Source organism: Photorhabdus sp. HUG-39 (genome assembly GCF_963878365.1).
In the GTDB taxonomy this organism is placed as follows: Bacteria; Pseudomonadota; Gammaproteobacteria; order Enterobacterales; family Enterobacteriaceae; genus Photorhabdus; species Photorhabdus kayaii.
The window spans coordinates 84,813-109,263 of the sequence record NZ_CAWNWY010000001.1 but is presented as its reverse complement, the minus strand read 5'-3'; the positions used below and the strand labels follow the sequence as shown (position 1 = coordinate 109,263).

The following is a 24,451-nucleotide window of genomic DNA, read 5'->3' as shown; positions in this document are numbered from 1 at the left end:
GCTATCATTAGGTAGCGAGCATAACAACCTTTCGGGATGTAATACATTGCCCGCTATGTAAATATTACTTAATCTCCAGCGTATCGTAGCCCCGCCAGCGGTAATTCATCACCGATAAGGTCCAGAACAGAATAAAAATCCCGACGACCCAAAAACCAACATTGCCCATATTGTCATTTAATGCCCCGATAGTGTTCCAGAAAACGCCATGCAAATCCCACTGTTCAGCGATAAGTCCGAGCGCTTCCAATCCGCCAATGAACAGCGCTACGGCAACGGAAGCCGCAGTAATGGTCATGTTGTAGTAGAGCTTGCGTGCTGGTTGGGAAAATGCCCAACCATAGGCACCGACCATAATAAAATTATCCAGTGAGTCGATGAGTGCCATACCGCTGGTAAATAGCGCCGGGAATACCATCAACGACCACAGAGGAAGTCCACTGAGAGAACCGGCGGCAGATATACTTAATAGCCCAACTTCGGTAGCGGTGTCGAAACCCAATCCAAACAGAAAACCGACCAAATACATATGCCAGCTTTTGCTTACCAGTCGGAAAACCGTGTGGAACAGGCGCGTCATGATTCCCCCTGGCATTGTTGCTAGTTCGGTAAAATCACTTTTAGCTAGATCTCTTCCACGTTTGAGCTCCTGAAACTTTTGATAGACGCTTTTTAATATCAGCAAATTAATCAGTGCTATTGCTAGCAGAAAGCAGGCAGAAACTAAGGTGCCAACAATACCGCCATAGTCATGAACCCAACCCATTTGATCTTTAAACGCCATAGAGGTCAGGACGATGGCGAAGCAGGCCAGAATAACAATGGTAGAGTGCCCAAGAGAAAAGAAAGCGCCGACGGCAATGGGTGATTTACCCTGTTGCATCAGTTTACGGGTGACGTTATCAATTGCCGCGATGTGATCAGCGTCAACTGCATGGCGCAGTCCATAACCGTAAGCCAGCAGGGCTGCCCCCATCATAACCGCATGATGACGGAAAGCGATAAATGCCCAAACCCAAGCCAGTATGTTGGCGGCAATCAAAATAACAAGAAGAGATACAGCACGTTTTTTATCCGTTACATTATTCATATATGGAATACCTGTAAATCTGTGAATGTAAAACCCGCCTTACGGGTGATTGCTAGAAGTCAAAAAAATAGTAAGTATTTTCTGACTTCATGACCTATAATTTTTTCACTAAGTAGGCATACTAATCAGCTTGTAATATTACCTTGGATAAACTTAAATAAGAGGTAAGAGGACTAACCTGTGTTGAGAAGAATGATCTTAATTGACATATTATGGTCTTTGTGTCAAAGCTTTTTTACTAAAAGATTATCTCAATCAATATTCGGATGGACAGCAGCTTTTGAATAAAGTTTGTTGGAAAAATCGTATTAAGTTATATATTGACATAGCAGTGTGGCCGTATGGAATAACCAATGATTAGGGGGTTTTATGCAATTAACACCAAGGGAAATCGAAAAACTCATGGTATATACACTGGCTGATGTCGCATTAAAGCGTAAGTCTCGTGGTTTAAAACTCAATTATCCTGAAGCCGTTGCGATTATTACTGCGGCTGCATTGGAAGGTGCCAGAGAGGGGAAAACACTGGAAGAGGTGATGGATGATTCCAGACACGTTCTGACTAAAGAAGATGTGATGGATGGCGTCGCTGAGCTTATTCCGCATGTACAGGTTGAAGCAATATTTACTGATGGTAGTCGCTTGGTCACGGTGCATGATCCCATTCAATGATTGCTGAAACAAATTGTAAATAGCAGGAAAAATGATCTAGACAAAATATTAACTTATGTCTTGACTCACGTCTTAACGTGGAGATTTTCCGATGGAAAAAAATAATAAAGAAGATATTACTCCATTGGGGGGATATATTCTGGCTAAAGACCCGATCTCCTTTAATGAAGATTGTCCGGTTATTCAATTAAAAGTTCGTAATTCTGGTGATCGTCCTATTCAGGTGGGATCTCATTTCCATTTTTTTGAGGTAAATAAAGCTTTACAATTTAATCGTGCGGCGGCGTTTGGTAAACGACTTAATATCACGGCAACAACCGCTATCCGTATTGAACCCGGTGACGAAATTGAAGTGTCATTAATCCCGATTGGTGGGAACCAAAACGTTTATGGATTTAATAATTTAGTCGATGGTTGGGCAGGTAAAAGTCTGGTTGCTATTGATGAACCTGTGGAAAAAACCTGGTTGCATGCTGGGTAGTAGAATTGAGTTATATACCCTATGGATTTCAAGATGGATTGCGACGGCAAGGGAGAGAATCCCCGGGAGCATAGGTAGCTATGTGACCGGGGTGAGCGAGTGCAGCCAACAAAGAGGCAACTTGAAAGATGACGGGTATAAAGTTATCGAATAAATTCAAGGTAGAGTTGACGAACGTTGGAAAATCTTTCGAACAAAGGAATAAATTATGCCAACCATTTCCCGACAGGAATATGTAGGTCTTTTTGGCCCAACGACCGGCGATAAGATCCGCTTGGGTGATACCAATCTATTTATTGAAATTGAGAAAGATCTGCGTGGCTATGGTGATGAATCGGTCTATGGCGGAGGTAAATCACTGCGTGATGGTATGGGTGCGGATAACTGTATGACCAGCGAAAACGTGTTGGATTTGGTGATTACCAGCGTCACGATTTTGGATGCCCGACAAGGAGTCATTAAAGCGGATGTCGGCCTAAAAAGGGGTCGCATTGTCGGGATAGGTAAAAGCGGTAACCCCAACATGATGAATGGCGTCACGCCAGGTATGGTGGTTGGTGTCAGTACTGATGCTATATCTGGAGAACATCTCATCCTCACGGCTGCTGGCATCGATACCCATATTCATTTTATTTCTCCTCAACAAGCTGAACATGCTTTATCCAATGGTGTGACAACTTTCTTTGGCGGTGGTGTTGGCCCCACCGATGGCACTAACGGCACTACTGTTACCGCCGGCCCGTGGCATATCCACTGTATGTTGCGTGCTTTTGAAGGTTTACCGGTTAACGTAGGTATTTTGGGAAAAGGCCATGCTGCGGTAGCAATGCCGCTGGTTGAACAGATCAAAGCTGGCGTTGCCGGTCTGAAAGTGCACGAGGATTGGGGCGCAACTCATTCTGCATTGCGTAATGCCTTACGTGTAGCGGATGAAATGGACATTCAAGTCGTGGTACATACCGATAGCCTGAATGAGGGAGGTTATGTTGAGGATACCATTGATGCTTTTGAAGGTCGCACCATTCATACTTTTCACACTGAAGGCGCCGGTGGTGGACATGCACCGGATATCATTAAAGTTGCCAGCCAGATGAATGTGTTGCCTAGCTCGACTAATCCCACACTGCCTTACGGAATCAATAGTCAGGCAGAACTATTTGATATGATTATGGTTTGCCATAACCTTAATCCCAAAGTGCCGGCTGATGTTGCATTTTCGGAAAGCCGTGTACGCCCGGAGACCATTGCGGCGGAGAATGTTTTACACGATATGGGTGTACTGTCGATGTTTTCCAGTGATTCTCAGGCAATGGGACGAGTGGGAGAAAACTGGCTGCGCGTGATGCAAACTGCTCATGCCATGAAAGCGGCTCGTGGCAAGTTGCCGGAAGATTCAGCACATAACGATAACTTCCGTGTATTACGTTACGTTGCCAAAATTACGATTAACCCGGCGATTGCTCAGGGAATAAGTCATGTGCTCGGTTCAGTTGAAGTGGGCAAAATGGCTGATCTTGTGCTGTGGGAGCCACGTTTCTTTGGCGTAAAACCTAAGTTAGTCATCAAAGGCGGTATGATTAATTGGGCGGTGATGGGGGACCCAAATGCTTCGCTGCCGACACCTCAGCCGACATTTTATCGTCCGATGTTTGGCGCATTAGGCAAAACCCTTCAGGAAACCTGTGTCACTTTTGTATCTCAGGCGGCAATGGAACTGGGGGTAAAAGAGAGTCTTGGTTTGGAACGTCAGGTGATGGCGGTTCGCAACTGCCGGGTTATCTCTAAAAAAGACATGGTGCGTAATGCTGAAACGCCCACCATTGAAGTGGATGCTGAAACCTTTGCCGTCAAGGTGAATGGTGAATATGCCACAGTAAAACCGGTCAGGACAGTCGCGCTCAATCAGCGCTATTTCTTTAGTTAGTCTATTTTTTGCTGCTGGTCAGAGAACGTTTTTTCTGGCCGGATTAACCGATCCACGCATTCAGAGGGGTTATCTTATGATTGTTATTGAACAGATTCTTGGTAATGCCAAAAAAGATGTTTTCTGGCGAGATCGCTTGCAAGGGATCTCGCCGGATATTTTGGTGCTTTCGCAATGGGAAGCGCAAAAAAGCCGTTGTCGTAAATCCACCCTTAACGGATTGGATTTAGGTATTTCCCTTGACCGTCATCAGGTATTGTCTGACGGCGATGTTTTATTGTGGGATGAAACCAAAGGGCTGGCGGTTATTGTCCAGATGAGCTTGCGTGATGTGATGGTTATTCATTTGAAATCATTGCTGTCACTAGATTCAGAGACGGTAATGAAAACCAGCTTTGAACTTGGTCATGCCCTAGGTAACCAGCATTGGAAGTCAGTGATTAAAAATCACCAGATTTATATTCCGCTAACAGTATCAACTAAGGTCATGGATTCAGTCATGAAAACCCATGGCTTTCACGCATTGCCTTACTCCTTTGTTAAAGGCGAAGAGATATTGCCTTCTCTTAGTAACGCCGAAGCTCGTTTATTATTTGGTGGCGCAGAGGATTCTGCAACACACGTTCATGTCGATAATACGTTTCTGAACCAGCATGTGATTAAACTAAAATGAACGCTCTCCGCTTAATCAGAATCATGCAATTTGCGGATTCAGTACTGCCTGTTGGCGCATTTTCTTTCTCAAACGGTCTGGAATCAGCCATTCAGAGCAAAATCGTGTATGACGTGGCAACGTTAAGCGAGTTTACGCGGACAGCGCTGTTACAGGCAGTGAGTAGTGATGGCCGCGCAGTAGTGGCCGCGAGTCAGGCGCTGAATTGTGGGCAGCATGACGCTGCTATCTCCCACGATTGGGCAGTATTTAACCGCAAATTAAATGAAGAAAGTCGCACTATGGTTACGCGGATGGGGAAAAAGTTAGCGGAAATGGCAGTTGAAGTCACCGGTGAGTCGTTAATTGCATGGTGGTTAGCACAAATAAAGAGCGATATTGCTGCAGGTACCTATCCGATTACTTTGGCGGTCGTCATGAGCGCATTGGGTGCTTCTCCACGTGAAGTGATCGTCATGCATCAATATGGCGTAGCAATGACGATACTCAGTGCGGCTATACGCCTGATGCGTGTTACCCATATTGAAATTCAACGTATCTTGTTCTCATTAAATCAAGATATTGAACTGTTTTGTGATGAGGCGGAAAAGGGGGGAATTGACCAAATGACATCTTATGCACCTATGACTGATGTTCTAGCGGCACTACATGTTAGCGCGTTCACCCGGCTGTTCAGTAACTAACTTAATCCTGATATTGCTTTTAACCACCTCTTAATCATGTGAGGAAATCTCTGTGAAAAAAATTACTCGAATTGGTATTGGCGGTCCGGTGGGTTCAGGCAAAACTGCCGTTATTGAAGTGATCACACCTATTTTGATTCAACGCGGAATAAAACCTCTGATTATCACCAATGATATTGTTACCACCGAGGATGCTAAACAGGTTAAACGTACCTTGAAAGGCATTTTAGATGAAGAAAAGATACTTGGTGTGGAAACCGGCGCTTGCCCTCATACAGCGGTGCGCGAAGATCCCAGTATGAATATTGCGGCGGTAGAGGAGATGGAGGCGCGTTTTCCTGACAGCGATGTTGTGTTAATTGAAAGTGGTGGTGATAATCTGACACTCACTTTTAGTCCGGCGCTGGCAGATTTTTATATTTATGTGATTGATGTCGCCGAAGGGGAGAAAATTCCGCGCAAGAACGGACCGGGTTTGGTACAGGCGGATATTCTGGTGATCAACAAAATTGATTTAGCACCTTATGTTGGTGCCAGCCTGGCGGTGATGGAGCATGACACTCAAATTGTGCGTGGTCAGCGCCCTTATATCCTTACCAATTGCAAAACAGGTGAGGGTGTTGAAACGCTGGTAAATATGATCATGCGTGACTTCCTGTTTACTCATTCATTACAGGCGACACAATGACTTCCACCAGCTCGCCGCAAAATATTGGCGAAGTTATTGGCGAAATGTATCAACGGGCAAATAATCTTGGTGCCAACGCGCCGGAACTTGCACTATTTCAGGATGAACCGCCTCAGATGGCAAGCGGTGATGTCGGTAAAAGTGGCTATCTACAGTTGGGATTTGCCCGGCGTGGTGATCGTAGCATTTTGGCGCAAATGAAACGCCGGGTTCCTTATTTGGTGCAGCGGGCGCTGTATTGGGATGAGGCACTGCCGCAGATGCCGTGTGTATTTATGATCTCCACGTCGGGATGTATCTTACAAGGAGATAGATTGGCGCTGGACATTCATGTTGCTCCAGAGGCGTTTGGTCATGTTACTACCCAATCGGCTACTAAAATTCATTCGATGGTGAATAACTATGCGGCGCAAGTGCAAACTATCCAGATAGAGCAGGGAGGCTATCTGGAAATGATGCCCGATCCGGTTATACCTCACAGTGGTTCTCGGTTTATCACAGACACTCAAATAACCATTCACTCGACTGCCACACTGATTTATTCTGAAATTATTATGTCCGGTCGTAAATACCACCCTGCTGATCAAGGGTTTAAATTTGATGTTTACTCATCACGAATTACGGCAACTGATTTTGATGGCAAGATATTGTTTGCGGAACGTTATGTACTGGAGCCGAAAAAACAACCGTTGAACAGCGTAGGGGTGATGGGGCCGTTTCATGTATTCGGCAATGTGATCTTGCTCACTCCTCAAGTTCACCACGATCGTATTCTGGCTCGCATGACGCCTCAGTACGATGCTGAAACGGGTATAGCGAGTGGTACCAGTCGTTTACCTAATCAATGTGGTTTAATCTTTAAGGTGTTGGGAAAAGAAACTTATCAAGTTAAAGCGGGTGTTCGCCTTTTCTGGCGTATAGCCCGTGAGGAGATCTTGGGTGTTACACTGCCTGAGCCGTTTATCTGGCGATAAAACCTGGGATGAGAATCTGTTTCGGGCTTTATCGCCAAATGGATGGTTGTCATGCTATTACTATCACTCTTTAACGGCTTTAATTGGACATTCAAAACCATCAGGTTTTATCGTTAGAAGGTCACATTTAAGATGGTCGATCACATGTTCTGCGGTATTTCCTAGAAAAGCAGCGGACAGCCCAGTTCTGCCGAGGATACCAAGAACGATAATGCCCGCATTCATCTCATCGCACATTTTGGGAATAACACTCTCCGGTAGTCCTTCATGGATATGAGTATATTTTTCATCAATGCAGAATTTTTGGCGCAATTCTTTCATGGCAATAAGATGCTGACCACGTAGGGCATGGTTATAAACACTTGGATCGAAATCGGGTAGCTCAATAGCGATATTCAGTGGCGCAACAGGATAAGCGCTGACCAAATGAATTTCCGGGTTTTTCATTACTTGATTTGCCAATTCCTGAGTTTCCTTAACGAGTTTCAGGTTCAGCTCATGATGATATGATTCTTCATTAGATAAATTAACCGCGACTACAACGGAGCCTTGGTCCGGCCATATCTGATCTTTTACCATCCATACTGGACATGGGCATTTGCGGAGTAACTGCCAGTCAAGTGGGGTAAAAATCAAGGAGCCAAGCTTGTCATGTTTATGCGTCATTTTCAGAAGTAAATCATGATTACCTGTAATGACCTCCTGGATAATTGCTTCATAAGGTCGATTATGCCATACCACTTTTATTTCAATATCAATACCGGCTTCCAGATAGTAGTACGCTTGTTGTTTAAGCCAGGCAGTGCGTTGGCTGGTAACACCTTTACGCATAGCACTACCTTCTTCTGGGGAGAGTAAAGTGGTCATTTCATAAGAAAGATCATAAATGGGCAAGAAAGCTTTAATCCGGCCACCGTTGCGTTGCACTATATAAACTGCACGCCTTAATGCCGGTTGATCGTCCTGACTTGGGTCAATTGCAACTAAAAGGTTTTGATAGTTTGCCATAATGGTATCCTCACAGAGGCTAGACAAAACACACTTCAATACTCACGTTTCAATACTAAAGATAAACCAATATAAGCAAACCGAACAGGTCAGAGGAGAACCAGATCAACAAAATAAGATGATCTGGTTTTAAGATCAGGTAATTGAAACAGATTTTTTTCCGACTAACTCAGACAACTTATCCATGTTTTCAATCGTGATGTATTTACCTTTTACACCGAGAGTTTGGTTTTTCTGGAAACGCCCAAGCAGACGACTAATAGTTTCAACCGTTAAACCTAGGTAATTACCAATATCACTGCGGGTCATGGTTAAACGGAATTCTTTTGGTGAGAAACCACGCTGAGCGAAACGACGAGAGAGATTATAAATAAATGCGGCTAACCGTTCTTCAGCGTTTTTCTTAGATAACAACAATATCATTTCTTGGTCGCCTTTAATTTCTCCACTCATCAAGCGCATCATTTGCTGGCGGAGATTAGGCATTTTGCCGGACAGATCATCGAGTGTTTCAAACGGAATTTCACAGACCATTGATGTTTCCAGAGCCTGAGCAAAACTTGGATGCTGAGTATTGAGGATAGCATCAAAACCGACTAAATCCCCTGCGAGATGGAAACCTGTAATCTGCTCATCACCTTCTTCGGTGATGGTGTAGCTTTTAATTGTGCCAGAACGGATAGCATAAAGAGATTTCAACTCATCGCCTGCTTTAAATAACGTTTGTCCTTTCTGGATAGGTTTCTTACGCTCAATGATATTATCAAGCTGGTCAAGCTCGTGCTCATTCAAGGTAAAAGGAATACACAGTTGGCTAATACTACAATCCTGGCAGTGGATCGCACAACCACCAGACTGGATTCGACGAATAACACGTTTTTCCTGGATCATATGGCATGCTCATTTGAAATATTCATATCCTTCAACTTTAGCATTTCTTGATGATTCTGGTAAGAGCTATAATAGTTTTCTGCAATTTATTTAAGAAAATGTATTACCTGTTTATCCTGATAAATGACAAAGCATTAAAAGCTCCTTTTCCTGCTCAACCAGCACAGCTACAGCAACCTGATTATTATGTTTTGCGAAATATCAATTGCAGTGTGAATGATGTTGCTGACTAAGTAGATTTGCCAGTCCTTCGATGACAAACCAATATCGACAATAGACAGTAATCCGTCTTTAAGTACTGTTAAAACGTAACTTAATGCAATAAAAGAATTAACTCTATAGCCATCAATTGAAATAATGAGGGCAGAGAGTACGGATTTTCATCCGGGCTCATTGAAGCCGAATATATGTTTGCGACTTCGTTGCCAGAAAATTTATCCATCTACTTGAATCGAGTCGGTGTCCATATATCTATTTAGATACATCAGATAATACCAAATAGTAATTATTGCATTATGCAATTATTTCAATAAAAAATTAGGTGGTATTGGTACTTATCATATTCTCATAAAAATATTAATTTTATTTTTCAAATAGTTGAATATTTATTACTTTACGTGATTAATAATTTATTGAAATGCTAGTTAAGATAATTTATGGTTTCATCAATGAAATGCAAATGTTTATTTTTCGTTGGTATTGATTGTTAAGAGATTATAAGCACCGCAGTACTTATTCTATTGTTACTAGTAAAGAACTGTTTGTTATAGAGATCAGAGATGCGTTTTATTTCAGAAACAGGAGAGGCAAGGTGAGTGAACAAAATCAAACTGTAACTTTACCCGATAAAAAAGATATAGGATTACTGACCGAAGAAGGACTCTGGGATAACTGGCTGGATATAGATGCGGTGAAAAAGCTGGTTAACCACCCGTTACTCATCGCAATGAGTGAAGAACGAATCACTCTGTCCGGAATGCGTTATTTCTTGATTCAACATCATCATTATTCACGTAATTTTACTCGCTTTTTGTGTGCTCTGATCAGCCATATTGATAACTTCAATGATATTCATCATCTGATGGAAAATTTGCGTGAAGAGATAGGGGTAAATGGGGAGGGAAAAGTCACTCACGCTGAGTTGTTTCAGCGCTCATTGATGGAAACAGGTGCACAGGTCAGTTCTATTCCTGCACTTGAAGAAACCTCTCATCTTGCTTCATGTGTCCTGAATTATTGCTGCTCAGGGGAAATTGCTGATGGTTTAGCTGCACTTTGCTTGGGGGCCGAAGCAATTGTTCCAATGATCTATAAGCCTGTATTGCATGCTCTTACGCACTTAGGTGTTGCTGAACGGGGATTAGAATTTTTCAAATTACATATTGAAGAGGACGAAGATCATGCCATTACCATGATGCATATTCTTCACAATATTACAGAAAATAACGAACAGTTAGCGAAGCGAGTAAAGGCGGTTGGTAAAAATACGATATTGCTGCGTTGTAGAATGTTTGATGCTGTGTATGAAAATATAAAAAACGAGATACTTTTCACTGAAGACGACGCGTGCAGGATTTTTGAAAAGTACGAATCAAATGTGCGTAGCTACTGCCGTAATTATCCGGCCATATTCACTACGGCAAGCAATGCCCTAGTGACTGACAGGCAGGGTAAGTCATGGATTGATTTTTTATCAGGAGCTGGATCATTAAATTACGGTCACAACAACCCTCGCTTAAAATCTCATCTTATTGAATATATTGAAAAAGATGGCATAACGCATTCTCTGGATTTATATACCAATGCCAAACGGGCATTCATTGAAAGCTTTAATCAGCAGATACTGAAACCACGGGGCTTGCAGTATCGTTTTCAGTTTACCGGGCCGACAGGAACCAATGCAGTTGAAGCTGCAATGAAAATCGCACGCAAAGTTACAGGGCGCAGCGATATTGTTGCGTTTACTAATGCGTTTCACGGAATGTCTCTGGGCGCTCTTGCAGCCACAGCCAGAGAGAAAAAAAGAAATGCTGCAGGTGTTTCCCTGAACAATATAGTACGCCTTCCTTTCGAAAATTTCCTTAGTCAGAATGACACGTCACTGGACTTTTTGGAGAAAATGCTAGTTTCTCCGGGTTCTGGTATTGACTTTCCTGCAGCAATTATTCTTGAAACTATTCAGGCAGAGGGGGGAGTCAATGTGGCGAGTGTAGAATGGTTACGGGGTGTAGCAGAGATCGCAGCTGCAAACAATATCCTACTTATTGTTGATGATATTCAGGCTGGTTGTGGTCGTACAGGAACTTTCTTCAGCTTCGAAGACACTGGGATAAAACCGGATATCATCTGCCTTGCAAAGTCTGTTTCAGGATATGGACTCCCTATGTCTCTTGTTTTAATGAAACCGGAACTGGATATATGGCAGCCTGGAGAACATAACGGAACTTTCCGTGGTAATAACCTTGCATTTATTGGTGCCACATATGCTCTTGATTACTGGCATGATTCACATTTCTTGCGAAGTCTTAAAGATAAATCGGAAATCGTGCATAAATATCTGCTAGGTTTGCATCAACGATACCCCCAATTGATCAGAACAATTCGGGGAAAAGGAATGTTGTGGGGCTTAGAACTCTTTTCTTCGCAGGCAGCAGAAAATGTCAGAAACCAAGCCACTGAGTTAGGACTCATTATAGAAACATGTGGTCCGCTGGGACAGGTCATCAAATTACTTCCCCCGCTGACTATCGAAATCAATGTCCTTGAGCATGGATTATTATTACTTGAAAAATCCCTAAAACAAGTTTCCGTTCAGTTAGGTGTGGAGAATAAAACAGACACTTCATCATTAACACCTCATGACACTCTGTTTTATCAAGACGAAATCTTGATTGAAAAAAAATTACTTAGTCTTGACGAAAATGAAAAATCTTCTTTATTAGAAGCGCAGAAAAGTCTAAGCCAGAAACTCGTTGATGGAGGACTAAATTTTGAGGGAAAAAACTATCCGGTTTCAATTCGTCCTCTTATTTTGTCTGATAACCTAATTCGGCAACTCGCCAGCATCGGTGAGCGTTTTACAGAAATATTTGAAAAATTTGCTCATGCATGGGTGGAAAATGTCTCGATACGTGAATATTTTCCGGCTTATAAGAAAAGCGAACATTATTTATTTAATTTGCCAAATCATACCCCTTTGACCAGAATTTTCCGCTTGGATGGTCTTTTCAGTGAAGATGGAACTTATCAGATCTTGGAAACTAATACCGATTGCCCCGGGGGAGTGATCCAAAATGGGATTGCAGGTGCATTGTGGTCAGAGGTGTCAAATCCTTTACTGAACGGTATTGAAGCCAGCGCCGATTTTCAGCCCTTTGTCCAAAAACCGGATTTATTTCTTGAGACATTACTGGAAACTCATCGCGAACGTACCGGAGAGCCAGCCAGAAGAGCAGCCATTGTCACTTATAAAGGCCGGTTCGGAAATGAGGTAACTTGGATGGTAAATGGTTTCAATCGTCTGGGGGTTCCTACCGAGGAAATTGATGCGTCTCTGTTACGTCGACATAACAACAAGGTAATAGATCCGCAGGGTCGTGTTATTGATTTGGCCTATAATAAACTCGATTTGCGCGACTTGATCGATGAACCCGAAGTTGAAGAATACCTTACTGCAACATTTCATGGAGAAGTCACTTTCATCAATCCTCTCATCTGCCAATGGCCGCTCGCAGATAAAGCTATAATGGCTGTCCTAAGTGATCCGCAAATGCTCTTTTTCCTGCCCGAAGAGGAAAAGGCTTTTTGTCTTAAACATATTCCCTGGACACGCATCCTCCGCGCGTGCCAAACAACATCCCCTCAGGGAGAGCAAATCGATCTAGTTGACTGGGCAATTCAAGAACGAGGGACTCTTGTGCTCAAACCTTCTAATGCAACAAGAGGAGAAGGTCTGTTGGTCGGTCCGTTTACCGCCGCTCAGGAATGGGAAGCGACCTTACGTCTTGCAGCGCAAAGCGACGAAACATGGGTCATTCAACGATACATTCGCGGGCGTGTGATTTCCGCAGTTCATCCTGATATCGGCATTACAGATTCAATGTGGTCAGGTGTGGATACCTATGTATATGGTGGCCGGTTTGCTGGTTTTCAGGCACGTGCCAGTTTTGATCCGGTCATGAATGTAGGACGCCGGGGAATTCTTTTGCCGGTAGTGAAAATTAAAGAGGCATAGCTATGGCGAGTTCCATTTCACTTAATAATCCACGGCTTCAGCCAACGGTTGTTGCTGTTCCGATTAGCAGTAATGTCATTGCAATACATTCCGGTACCCGTCAGGGTGAAGCAAGCAAAATAATTCCAGATCCCGATGGCTGGAAAATAGTTGCGCTTAACCACATGCAAGGAAAATTGAACAGCAATGGTCTCCTTGAAGTACTGAAGCAAAACGGTCATGACGTTGAAGAGTCGGCGTTAACAAAATTGATCGAGGAACTTCAGTCTCATAACCTCGTTCAGGATGAGAAATATTTCGATTATCAGGCTCTCTGTGCCGATCAAAGAGAGCGTTATTCCCGAAATCTCAATGGATTTGCTGCGTTAAGTGACAATGACATTTCACCCGCTGAGTATCAGCAGAAACTTTTCAAAGGGCATGTGCTACTGTTGGGATGTGGGGGGCTTGGAAGCTGCACGGCAACGGCTCTGGCAATGACTGGCTGCGGTACCATCACTGTCGTTGATTTCGATGATATTGAACTTAGTAACCTCAACAGGCAGCTTTATACCGTTGATGACATAGGGATGCGGAAAGTCGAAGGGTTAAAATCTCGTCTTAATAAGATCAATCCGGACGTCACGGTAAATACAGTATTCAAGCGTATAACCGGTTCAGATGTTGTTAAGGAATTAATTTCTCAATTCAAACCCGATATCGTCGTAGCTGCAATTGACCGACCAGTTATCGCGGCTGACCGCTGGACCAGTGACGCCTGTTTTGCCATGGGAGTTCCGGGTGTTTTCAATAGCGTTTCTGCCGGAATGGGTATGTTCTGGACAAAATTCCCTGACCAGAGCGGTTGTTTCCGCTGCGACGAAAAGTGGTCACGGACTCAGGAGCCTGACCATTACTCCATGCGCGCCTGGCGAGAAGAACATGATTTAATCCCTGCGACTTCGGCTTTCAGTTATTCGGCAATGATTGTCGGAGGGATGATGTCTGCGGATATCATCAGGAAACTTGTTGGATGGCCAATGATTTCAGCAGGGAAACTGGTAACCATCTCATTCACAACTTTACAAACGAATGTTGCGGATAAACCGCAACATCCAGATTGTGAACTTTGTGCATATTGAGGACACCAACATGAACGAATCATATCAGATTATTGATGACGATCCGGCAGTATGGTGCTCAGCGCAGTTGGAAAGCAAGAAAGACGTGCTATTGCCTGTTTCAGATGAACAAATCGAAGCATTCAGGTATCACTTATCCGCTATGGAAGACAGACCCAGCGAAGCGTTTAATACGTCAGATTTTAGCTTTGAGGAAATAACTATCTTACAGGAGAGCATTCATCAGCGATTGACTGAAGGACGCGGGGTTGTGGTAGTGTCAGGTATTCCGCGAGAAATGTTTACTGACTCAGCCTTGCATCATCTATTCTGGGGAATTGGAACAGGTCTTGGACGTCCAGTCGTACAAAACTCACAGGGTCACAGGATAGGTCATGTAAGGAATGAGAAAAATAATCCGAATAATCGAGGCTATATGTCTAATCGGGAGCTTGGATTTCATTCGGATGCCTTTGAAGTTGTTGGGCTTATGTGTTTGAGGGGGGCTGCTTCAGGGGGATTGACTCAAATCGTAAGTGGCCTAGCCATCTATAACCAAATGCTAAGGGAAAAACCAGAACTACTTGACGACCTTTTTGAAGGATATTATTACGCTACAGCTGAACGCTCTTCGAGTAAACTTCCCTACACGTCATACAAAATTCCGATTTTCTCAAAAATGTCAAGTAGGGTGAGCTCTATGTGTCTCGGTGCTTATATGCGAGCAGCAGCAAAACTTCAGGGACTAGCTCTCCCTGACGCACTTGATGCTGGGCTTCACGCATTTTATGAAATATGTAACCGCCCAGAGTTCAGACTCGAATTTATGCTTGAGCCTGGCGAAATCCTTTTTCTCAACAACTATACCACGCTGCATTCCCGCACGGAGTTTCAGGATGATGCACTCAACCAGCGCCATTTATTAAGGCTCTGGATCGAATTATCCGATGGCAGACCTGTGGTACCTGCACTAACAGCTCGCGGTCGTGATTATGAGCAGTTATTTCTGGAAACGCGTTTGGTGAGTACGGCAACTTAATATAACCAACCGGGCCGATATATCGGCCCGGTCAATCAGGATCAATGCATGAATCGAGATATTCTGGACTCCGGGCACTCCATCAAAAGTTCCGATCAGGGTGATGTTGAAAGCCGGGGAAAAATCAGTCAGTTACTTGATATATGGAATGTGGAACAAACCAATATTTCTGACAACCAGCCGCTGGATTTCTATGTCTATGACCAGCAAGGTGAAGTCGTTGGTGGCTTGGTGGGTCGTACCTCTCTGGGTGTGCTTTTCATTAGTTATTTCTTTCTTCCGGAAGAACTGCGTCGGCAGGGACTGGGAAGTACATTGCTGAAACGGGCCGAAAAAAAAGCAACTCTACGTGGATGTCATATGGCGGTGCTGTTTACCATGGCGATTCAGGCACCTGACTTTTATCTGAAGCATGGTTACAGCATTTTTGGTGAGGTGTCCTCTTTACCGGATGGAAATGCCCGTATTTTTATGCAGAAAAGGCTTTGAGCAACGACCAGCGTTAGTCAGAAGGATAGAAATTTATGTCGAGTATTACTATTGCTTCATTTGGGGATGTGCTCATTAATCGTGAAGATCCCGCTTCTGCTTTCAGTCACATGACGTCTTTAGTTGAGAATGCCGATATCGTTATCGGTAACTATGAAGGTGTACTGACTGACAGACCTGAGCCAATTCCCGGACGGCGAGGGATGACGATATCATCAGTAAAAAACGCCAAAGGCGTGGCATTGTTCGATGTGCTTTCCCTTGCGAATAATCATGCCATGGATTCTGGATTGCAGGGTCTGACTGACACCTTGAAAGCATTACATTCTGTAGGAGTGCAAACCACCGGGGCCGGTCTGACATTTCAGCAAGCTTGGAAACCTGCTTTAATTGAATGTAGAGGGATCAGGGTGGCTGTTTTCGGCGTAACGGGCATTTACTATGCCGGAACTGAAGCCGGTAGTTTTCAGGGAGGCGTTGCAGCGTTACGTTCAAGAGATTATTACAGTCCCCCTTTTTCCGGCGCTGTGGTTCCCGGAGCGTTACCCGATATTATGACTGTCATCAATGAAGATGATTGGGCGCATTTTTCATGCTTAGTTGGCAATATCCGTAGCCAAGCTGATTTTATTATTGCAGCGATGCACTGGGGCGATCATACTCGTAAAGACATTATTACAAGATACGAAAAGGAAATATCAAAACGATTATCACAATGTGGTGTGAACCTAGTGATAGGCCATCATCATCATTCCTTGCGAGGTGTTGAATGGCATAAAAACATGCTGACATGTTTTGGACTGGGAAACCTCATTTTCGATCAACCTCTCTCATGCTCAATAAATGAATGGTCGAAAACCGGTTTTCAGTTGCCTGATTATGCACGATATACCGCAGCCATTCTGACAAGATGTTCACCGAACGAAATTTTATCTGCTCATTTGCTCCCACTTTATATTGAAGCGGATACCCCTGTCCCTGTTTCCCATGGAAGCGATGAATGGCATGCTTTTTTACGCATTATGAGGCGTTGTGCTCGGCAGGACATGACGGTCAATCATCTTGTTGATAACGGTACTCGATGGGGCGATTTCACTGTATTGGATATTATCAAACCCATTTCTGACGTTATGTGAGGTAAAGCATGGCAATACTATGCCTCGGAAGAAGCATCAAGATTAACTTTGCAGAATGGTTGGAGGAATGCCGTGATGACCTGTGGCTTATCAGTTCTGCACCACAATTTCCTCTTCAGCACCGTTACCGGTACGTCCGGCAGATCGACAGCCTTGATGACGGTGAAGGTGTTTTATCTATCGCCACAGAATTAGGACGTCACACCTCATTCAGCCAGATTCTGCCTCATTCGGAATTTGACCTTATCCGAGCTGCACAACTTCGGGAATATTATGGCCTCCCAGGCCAGAACGTTGAAAGTGCCTTGGCGTATCGAGATAAGGTTTTAATGAAAGATTATCTTCAACGTGCAGGCATTGAAGTGGCTCCGTTTAGACGACTTGGCAGTTGGCTGGATGTTCTAACTTTCAGTGAAGAGCATAATTTCCCAGTTGTGATAAAACCGGTGGATGGATGCAGCTCGAAATACGTTAAGGTATGTAGGAGTCTCAGAGAAGTATCCGATTTTTTCCGCGACAGAACCGTTGATGGCTGGATGGTAGAAAAGTTTATCTCTGGAAATATGTATCATGTTAACGGTGTAATTAATGAAGCAGGAGATTCATTTTTTGCTCCCTGCGCTTATATCAATAATGCTCTTGATTACCAGCATGCAGGTATATTTGGTAGCCGTACTATTGATCCTGCTACCCCCTTGGCAGAGCGACTGAACAGTATTACCTATCGAACTATATCAGCGTTGCCTGCTGCGCCTACCCTCGGGTTTCATGCCGAAATATTCCACACCGCCGATGACCGATTAATTTTATGCGAGATTGCGGCCCGTACTGCGGGTTCACTTACGGGGGAGTTAATAGAACACACTTGGGGGATAAATATACATAAAGCTTGGATACAGAGTTGTGCAGGTATCAATGATGTACTGAAAGTCCGGACTGAACCAAGAGAATTCGCAGCATCAATTCGCGTTCCTGTTCGTCCGGCATATCTGATTTCTTTGCCAGATTCAGTTCCTTATGATTGGATATCCACACTCTGCTTATCAGGGAGAGTCGGGCAAATTTATCAACAGGCAACAACTTATACCGATGACGTTGTTAGCGCCATAATTACCGGCAATAGTGATGTACAACTTACTGAACGAATTGAACATTTTGCCGACTGGATCGATGATTTAGTCAGGTGGCAAAACTGATGAAATTCCTTTTAACCCTGTGTTTTGAGAGAAGACTATAATGAAAATCCTTATAGCAGGTTCAGGTGCCGGCGCACAGGCGCTGGCATGGAAATTATTACAGGACCCAGCAGTAGAAAAAGTATGGTTAGCCCCAGGTAATCCGGCTACGTCATGCGCACCCGGAATGGAAAATATTCCAGTGTCTTCAGGAGATGTTGAGGGGCTGGCTAGGGCTGCTCTGGAACTAAAAGCAGACTTTACGCTTATCACACCGACCCAAACTTTGGCAGCTGGGGTAGCCGACTACTTTAAATCTCGTGGGTTACCCATCATTGCCCCGACTCGTGAAGCCTCCCGACTTGAATGGTCGAAAGGCTTTTCCAAAAAATTCATGAAAAAATATCAAATACCTACACCTTACAGCGCAATTTGTGAATCACAGGAACAGGCCCAAAAATTTGCCGACACATTACCTTTACCTGTGGTTATCAAAGCAGACGGTATGGTTCATGGGGGAACGGGTGTAGTGATAGCCCAGGATCGCCAGCATGTTAAAAACACGCTGGAAGAGTTTTTCACAAGAAATGTCGGACCAATGCTGGTTGAAGAATTCATTGAAGGTGAAGAAGTCTCTTACACCATCCTCTTTGACGGAAAAAACTATCTACCACTGGCTGAAAGCCGAGATTATAAAAAGCTGCTTGATGGGGATAAAGGCCCTAACACTGGTGGTATGGGAGCTTATTCCCCAGTACTGTCCTCCGCACAGCATGAGGCTATCATTACCCAAATTGTAGAACCTTGTCTGGCAGCTCTTAATTCTGAAGGAATCGAATATATAGGATTCCTCTATTTTGGTGTCATGATTGACAAAAAAGGAATGCCGAGCCTTCTTGAAATCAACTGTCGGCTGGGTAATCCAGAGGTCTTCACGATCCTTGAACGACTTGAGAGTCCCCTTCATGAATTATTCATATTGACCCTACAAAAACAGCTGGGCAAAGCAAATGTACGCTGGAGTAAGCTTGTTTCTGTTGCCTTACAAATATCGTCTGAAGGTTATCCTTTTACCGAGCGAAAAGGTGATGAGCTCATCTTGCCGTTACCTTCAGAAGATACTCATATCTTTCATTCCTCCGTTGTATCTGATGATGGAAAACTAATAAGTCATGGAGGAAGAGTTATTGCATTAAGTTCAATAGCCCTGACGTTCAACGAGGCTAGAGAAAAGTTGTATGAAACGGTCAAGCAAGTCCATTTTGAAGGGATGCATTACCGTACCGATATTGCGCTGAATATCAATACTCCTAGTGGAATGTAATTAATCGGGGAATGCTTATGGACAACATGAAGCGTAACAAGCGTAATGTTCTGCTCGCAGCTAATATAAGTTACATACTCGTCATTCTGGATTCGTCCATAGTTAATGTAGCTTTACCGACTATTAAAGAGAGCCTTTCACTTGGTGTAACAACGTTACAATGGGTTGTAAATGCCTATCTGGTTTTATTTGCAAGTTTGTTACTATCAGGGGGAGCTCTTTGTGATCGTTTTGGTTCAAAAAGTGTTTACATTACAGGGCTTGGATTATTCACTCTCTCCTCCGCTTTGTGTGGAATTAGCAGTGAAGCCGCTATTTTATTAACCGGTCGCGTGCTTCAGGGTATTTCCGCCGCCATACTCGTACCAGGTTCACTTGCTTTGATCACTCATACCTACACAGATAAAACAGAACGAACCCGTGCCATTGCCAGCTGGGCGAGCTGGGGAGGTATCGCTCTGGTGGCGGGGCCTGTCATAGGAGGGTGGCTGACCGAATATCTGTCGTGGAGATCGATTTTCCTAGTAAATGTGCCGCTCTGCTTAGCAGGGATCTTTTTGACACTTAGGGTGCAGTCTCCAGAGCATGAACATAAAAGTTTAACTATGGATATAAAAGGCCAGCTACTTCTTTTCCTGACAATATTTCTATTTATTGCTGGTGTCATCCGGCTGAATGACTCTCCTCAAATCAATTTGAACTCAGTTATCTTGTTGTGCTTGTCTTTAATCATCATGACTGCATTCATAGTGGTAGAAAGAAGAAGTAAAGCTCCTATGCTTCCACTGGAGCTGTTCAGGCGGCCAAATTTTAGCGCTATTTCATGGATTTTCTTTTCTGGCGCTTTTTCCTTTTTTGGTGCCATGTTTATTCTGACCTTTTGGTTTCAGGATATTCAGCACCTGAGTGCAACGCAAACGGGTATGGCCCTGTTACCGCTCTCAATCAGTGTCATATTGGGAAATAAGGTCTCTGGATGGCTTGCACGCCGTTACCAGACGAGCCACATGATGATTGTTGGGGCCATGATAAGATTAGTCGGTTTCAGTGGATTACTGGTTACACAGTTCAACAATGACTATGCTTATCTTTTTGTTCCACTTGTGTTGATTGGTTTTGGTGGAGGGCTGGGATCACCAATGTCAACATCTTTATTTATGCAAAGTACTCCGAAACAGTACACTGGCGTTGCCTCAGGAGTTTCCCGTGCAACTGGTCAGATAGGTTCCGCTTTTGCCGTGGCAGTTTTTGGGCAAATGGTAAACAGTGAAAAACTCTTTGTTTTAAACATGAAGTATGCGGTTATTACTATTATCATAGCCACACTGTCCATCTTGATTATCAATTTTCTTTTTGTAAAAAATGATATTGATGAATATCACAATTCTATAACACTAAAGGCAGATAAATGATGGATGAAATTATCAGTCTTTCAATTAATGAATTAGGAGAAAGAATACGGAGCGGAGTGATATCACCTGTTGAGATTTTAGGTGAGTACATGAAGCGTATTTTATGTTACGACCATAAGCTGAACGCCTTTTCAGAGATCTATGAAGCTGATGCGCGGGCCGCAGCAAAACATGCCGAACAGGAAATACGATCAGGAAATTGGCGTGGCCCTCTCCATGGCATTCCTTTTGCTGTTAAGGATTTTTTTGATCTGAAAGGTAAGGTCACTGGAGGAGGCACGAACTGTTTTAGTCAAAAAGCATATGTTACGGCACCAGTGGTAGCTACCCTCTTGAAACAGGGAATGATTCTGACAGGAAAACACAGAGCAGTAGAGCTCGGTATGGGAGTAGCGGGCATCATGGAAAATAGCCCGACGCCATTCAACCCTTGGGGACAATCACAGAAAGTTGCCCCAGGTGGCTCAAGTAATGGCTCCGCTGTAGCAGTGGCAGCCGGTCTGACACCGATAGCGCTTGTAACTGACACGGGTGGATCTGCACGTATACCCGCTGCTTGGTGTGGCGTAAGTGGGTTTCGGCCATCGATGGGCAATTTGTCATCATCAGGTATGCTTCCATTAAGCCAGACGATGGATACTGTGGGAATTATTGCCAGACATGCATCTGATATATTCATTATCTATAATCAGCTGAACCCAAATTTAGCGTATCACTCATGCATTAATAATCTGAATATTGGCATATTACCGTCAGAAGAAGAACATATTTTAGATAAGGAAACAGATTCGCATTATGCGTCATTGCTGAAAGTTTTTTCTCAAATGGGTATGGTAACTCAAAAGAAACCTTTCCCATATCCTTTATCGCAGTGCATGAAAGCTAATTCTATAATTACTGCGTTTGAGGCTTGGCAGAATTATGGATATTTGTGTAATTCACAGAACTCCCTCAGCGATACAATTAAAGTAAGATTAGAACGTGGCAAAGAGATAAAGGAGAAAGAGTATTCGGAAGCATTGATATTCTGTCGTCACGTACGGAAGATATTTTCGAATTGGTTTCAGAATGTGGATGCGTTAGTAATTCCTACAACCCCAGAACCTTCTTGGCCTATAGCTGAAAAAGATGAACATCAACCCCCAAATGACTTCACCCGTTTCGTGAACTTTGCTGACTTATGCGCGGTCTCCATCCCAACAGGATTAAACAGTCAGGGGCTACCATTTTCATTACAGATCGTATGTAACCGAAAAAAAGAAAAAAACGCCCTTGCTCTTGCGGAATTGATTGAATGCCGTATCGGTTTCAGCAATACAGAACTTAAAATACGACTCAAGACATGATGAATGTTGTCGCTGAAAACGATGAATGTGTCCGACATTCCGCACCGCATTCATAATTTGTTGTTTTAATTAAGAATTAACAAATGCATAAATTTTATACAAACGATTTTAAATCAGTATATTACAGATATAGCTGCGGAATGACAGATGTGTATTACCACGAAACTTATGAAATTATTGTTTTTAATTTGGTAAAAATAATATTAACGAAAGGAATACATTCTATTAGGCTTGAAATGATAATAAGCCATTTACGCCCCTGCTAATAACTAAGTTACTAATAACTTTATTGCCAGTAACTTTGGTGGGGGCTTTTTATGACTCCTATTAATAAACTAAGGCTAATTTTTCAAGCAAAACTGACCTTGGCAGATCCCACACCGAGTAAGTTAATTTTCAACTGATCACCCGTATTAACTGGCACCATGGTGGTGAGGGAGCCAGAGAGAATGATTTCTCCACGGAGTAACGCCATATTCAGTGTTCCTAGCATATTCGCTAGCCAGGCAACCGCGTTGGCTGGATGCCCTAGTGCAGCGGCACCAATGCCAGTGTCAACCAGTTTACCGTTTTTCTCTAGCGTTATTGTCACGGCAGCTAAATCAATTTCTGAGGGCAGACGGGCGCCATTGCCAATGACAAATAACCCTGATGAGGCATTATCAGCAACAGTATCTGTGATTTTTATTTTCCAGTCACGGATACGGGAATCGACAATTTCGATACAGGGCACGACATAATCTGTTGCTCTGAGTACATCTCCTGCTGTAATACCTGGTCCACACAGATTGTGTTTCAGGATAAAACCAATTTCGCCTTCAGCTTTCGGCGCAATTAATTGCTCAATGGGTACAGTGGCATTGTTTTTGTAATGCATATCTGAGGTGAGAATGCCAAAATCGGGTTGATCGACGTTCAATATATCCATAACTGCTTGGCTAGTAATCCCGATTTTTTTACCGACAATTCTCTCTCCAGTTGTTTCCAGCCGGTAAGCAATTACTTTTTGTTGGATGAGATAGGCGTCGTGCAATGTTAGTTCTGGATATTCACTAGAGATAGGATCGATGGCTTGATGACTCTGCCATGACTGAAACAATTTTTCGCCAAGATGGGTTATGACGTTATTCATCTGTTGTTGCTCCTGCTCAAACCACAGAAGTGACATTCCAACTGGAATATCACTCGTCTGAAAGGGACATTATTTGTTGCCGTTGAGTAAAAAATCGATATGGAGCCGGTTGAATGTGTCCGGGTCTTCATATTGAGGCCAGTGACCGCATTTTTCCATCACGACAAAACGGCTATTTTCGATAAGCCCGGCAAGACGCTGACCTACTGAAACCGCAGCAGTCGGATCGTGTGTAGTCCATAGCACTAGGGTTTCAGCCTGGATCTTTGCCAGTTCATCTTCGGTCAAAAGGTTACGTAAACGGGTATCCATATCTTGTAGGCACATGATGTTTTCCATTGCGGACAACATACCCGGCTGACGATAAATGGCAAAACGGGTTTCAACCAAGTCTTCTGTCACCATTGCAGGATCTTCCATCAGGAATTCAAGACGCTTGCGGGTAGCTTCCCGATCGGGGTTTTTCACTGCATTTAAGCTCAGTGTGCGCAGGCGTTCCATCACATTTGGATCAGCAATCATGCCACCGGCGGTGTTCAATACCAGACGGTGAATATATTGCGGATATTTTGCCGCAAACCGGGCTGCAACCCATCCGCCTAGCGACTCGCCAGAAAGGTGAATTTTCTTCAGATTTAATGTTTCAATAAGATCCCGTAGGTGTTCCACATAATCGATAATCTCATAGGAACGGACAGGTTTATCCGTGAAGCCATGTCCCAGCATATCAATTGCCAGTACACGAAAATGGGCAGCATGGGGCAGTATGTTGCGCATATAAGCTTCTAAATGACCTGCAATACCATGCAAGAAAATCAGAGTAGGTCCGTTACCCGCTTCAAGAACACGAGTTTTTATCCCTTTTACATTGAGATGATGTAGATGGATTTCACCGCTGGCAATGGCAGACCAAAGCGAACGTAATTCGGGCTGTATAAGTTTATGTTGAAGATTCGCTGATATTGACATAATGATATCTT

General features: G+C 43.6%; 22 protein-coding genes. 17 read left to right on the top strand and 5 right to left on the bottom strand.

Features of this window, described 5'->3' with window-relative positions; all coding sequences use genetic code 11:
• Positions 1–64 precede the first annotated feature (64 nt).
• Complete coding sequence (locus tag AAC155_RS00500) at positions 65–1,090, bottom strand: HoxN/HupN/NixA family nickel/cobalt transporter (RefSeq protein ID WP_113040601.1); 1,026 nt, start codon at positions 1,088–1,090, stop codon at positions 65–67.
• Positions 1,091–1,459: 369 nt separating this feature from the next.
• On the opposite strand from AAC155_RS00500, the gene AAC155_RS00495 reads away from it, so the two are divergent.
• From AAC155_RS00495 to AAC155_RS00460, 8 genes are all read left to right on the top strand, one after another.
• Positions 1,460–1,762 (top strand): urease subunit gamma, encoded by a 303-nt coding sequence (locus AAC155_RS00495; RefSeq protein WP_113040600.1) that lies wholly within the window; start codon positions 1,460–1,462, stop codon positions 1,760–1,762.
• A gap of 91 nt (positions 1,763–1,853) precedes the next feature.
• Positions 1,854–2,243: an urease subunit beta gene (locus AAC155_RS00490; RefSeq protein WP_113040599.1), complete on the top strand. Its 390-nt coding sequence runs from the start codon at positions 1,854–1,856 to the stop codon at positions 2,241–2,243.
• Positions 2,233–2,397 (top strand): hypothetical protein, encoded by a 165-nt coding sequence (locus AAC155_RS00485; protein ID WP_158536452.1) that lies wholly within the window; start codon positions 2,233–2,235, stop codon positions 2,395–2,397. The genes AAC155_RS00490 and AAC155_RS00485 overlap by 11 nt, the downstream gene beginning before the upstream one ends.
• A 54-nt stretch (positions 2,398–2,451) precedes the next feature.
• Positions 2,452–4,167, top strand: a complete 1,716-nt coding sequence (locus tag AAC155_RS00480; RefSeq protein ID WP_113040598.1) for an urease subunit alpha — start codon at positions 2,452–2,454, stop codon at positions 4,165–4,167.
• 76 nt (positions 4,168–4,243) lie between these two features.
• Positions 4,244–4,840, top strand: a complete 597-nt coding sequence (gene ureE / locus AAC155_RS00475) for an urease accessory protein UreE (protein ID WP_112895841.1) — start codon at positions 4,244–4,246, stop codon at positions 4,838–4,840.
• Complete coding sequence (locus tag AAC155_RS00470; RefSeq protein ID WP_113040597.1) at positions 4,837–5,523, top strand: urease accessory protein UreF; 687 nt, start codon at positions 4,837–4,839, stop codon at positions 5,521–5,523. Before ureE ends, AAC155_RS00470 begins: the two co-directional genes overlap by 4 nt.
• 52 nt (positions 5,524–5,575) lie before the next feature.
• Positions 5,576–6,211 carry an urease accessory protein UreG gene (gene ureG / locus AAC155_RS00465; RefSeq protein WP_113040596.1) on the top strand — a complete coding sequence of 212 codons (636 nt, stop codon included), beginning with the start codon at positions 5,576–5,578 and terminating at the stop codon, positions 6,209–6,211.
• Positions 6,208–7,185, top strand: a complete 978-nt coding sequence (locus AAC155_RS00460) for an urease accessory protein UreD (protein ID WP_113040595.1) — start codon at positions 6,208–6,210, stop codon at positions 7,183–7,185. The genes ureG and AAC155_RS00460 overlap by 4 nt, the downstream gene beginning before the upstream one ends.
• Before the next feature lie 63 nt (positions 7,186–7,248).
• Here the strand turns inward: AAC155_RS00460 and uspE are convergent, their stop codons facing one another.
• Positions 7,249–8,193 (bottom strand): universal stress protein UspE, encoded by a 945-nt coding sequence (gene uspE / locus AAC155_RS00455; protein WP_113040594.1) that lies wholly within the window; start codon positions 8,191–8,193, stop codon positions 7,249–7,251.
• A gap of 135 nt (positions 8,194–8,328) precedes the next feature.
• Positions 8,329–9,084 carry an FNR family transcription factor gene (locus AAC155_RS00450; protein ID WP_011146433.1) on the bottom strand — a complete coding sequence of 252 codons (756 nt, stop codon included), beginning with the start codon at positions 9,082–9,084 and terminating at the stop codon, positions 8,329–8,331.
• 811 nt (positions 9,085–9,895) lie between these two features.
• Here AAC155_RS00450 and ectB point away from each other — a divergent pair.
• Genes ectB through AAC155_RS00405 form a run of 9 tightly spaced genes read left to right on the top strand, consistent with a single transcriptional unit; the run spans position 9,896 to position 22,339 of the window.
• Positions 9,896–13,318, top strand: a complete 3,423-nt coding sequence (gene ectB / locus AAC155_RS00445) for a diaminobutyrate--2-oxoglutarate transaminase (protein WP_158536451.1) — start codon at positions 9,896–9,898, stop codon at positions 13,316–13,318.
• Positions 13,319–13,320: 2 nt separating this feature from the next.
• Positions 13,321–14,439, top strand: a complete 1,119-nt coding sequence (locus AAC155_RS00440; protein WP_113040593.1) for a ThiF family adenylyltransferase — start codon at positions 13,321–13,323, stop codon at positions 14,437–14,439.
• Positions 14,440–14,449: 10 nt separating this feature from the next.
• Positions 14,450–15,457, top strand: coding sequence for a TauD/TfdA family dioxygenase (locus AAC155_RS00435; RefSeq protein WP_158536450.1), 1,008 nt, complete (start codon positions 14,450–14,452; stop codon positions 15,455–15,457).
• A gap of 48 nt (positions 15,458–15,505) precedes the next feature.
• A complete protein-coding gene (locus AAC155_RS00430; RefSeq protein WP_011146446.1) occupies positions 15,506–15,946 on the top strand; it encodes a GNAT family N-acetyltransferase in 441 nt (146 codons plus the stop codon).
• 35 nt (positions 15,947–15,981) lie between these two features.
• Positions 15,982–17,082: a CapA family protein gene (locus AAC155_RS00425; protein WP_113040591.1), complete on the top strand. Its 1,101-nt coding sequence runs from the start codon at positions 15,982–15,984 to the stop codon at positions 17,080–17,082.
• An 8-nt stretch (positions 17,083–17,090) separates the two neighbouring features.
• Entirely contained in the window at positions 17,091–18,278 is a 1,188-nt protein-coding gene (locus AAC155_RS00420; protein WP_011146449.1) for an ATP-grasp domain-containing protein, read from the top strand.
• A 40-nt stretch (positions 18,279–18,318) separates the two neighbouring features.
• Positions 18,319–19,581 (top strand): phosphoribosylamine--glycine ligase, encoded by a 1,263-nt coding sequence (gene purD, locus AAC155_RS00415; protein WP_011146450.1) that lies wholly within the window; start codon positions 18,319–18,321, stop codon positions 19,579–19,581.
• A 17-nt stretch (positions 19,582–19,598) separates the two neighbouring features.
• Positions 19,599–20,993 (top strand): MFS transporter, encoded by a 1,395-nt coding sequence (locus AAC155_RS00410; protein ID WP_049789772.1) that lies wholly within the window; start codon positions 19,599–19,601, stop codon positions 20,991–20,993.
• Positions 20,990–22,339: an amidase gene (locus AAC155_RS00405; protein WP_113040590.1), complete on the top strand. Its 1,350-nt coding sequence runs from the start codon at positions 20,990–20,992 to the stop codon at positions 22,337–22,339. The genes AAC155_RS00410 and AAC155_RS00405 overlap by 4 nt, the downstream gene beginning before the upstream one ends.
• A 349-nt stretch (positions 22,340–22,688) precedes the next feature.
• On the opposite strand, the gene AAC155_RS00400 is transcribed toward AAC155_RS00405, so the two are convergent.
• Together AAC155_RS00400 and AAC155_RS00395 are read right to left on the bottom strand one after the other, a co-directional pair.
• Positions 22,689–23,471 carry a fumarylacetoacetate hydrolase family protein gene (locus AAC155_RS00400; RefSeq protein WP_113040589.1) on the bottom strand — a complete coding sequence of 261 codons (783 nt, stop codon included), beginning with the start codon at positions 23,469–23,471 and terminating at the stop codon, positions 22,689–22,691.
• A gap of 69 nt (positions 23,472–23,540) precedes the next feature.
• Positions 23,541–24,440, bottom strand: a complete 900-nt coding sequence (locus AAC155_RS00395; RefSeq protein ID WP_113040588.1) for an alpha/beta fold hydrolase — start codon at positions 24,438–24,440, stop codon at positions 23,541–23,543.
• Positions 24,441–24,451 lie beyond the last annotated feature (11 nt).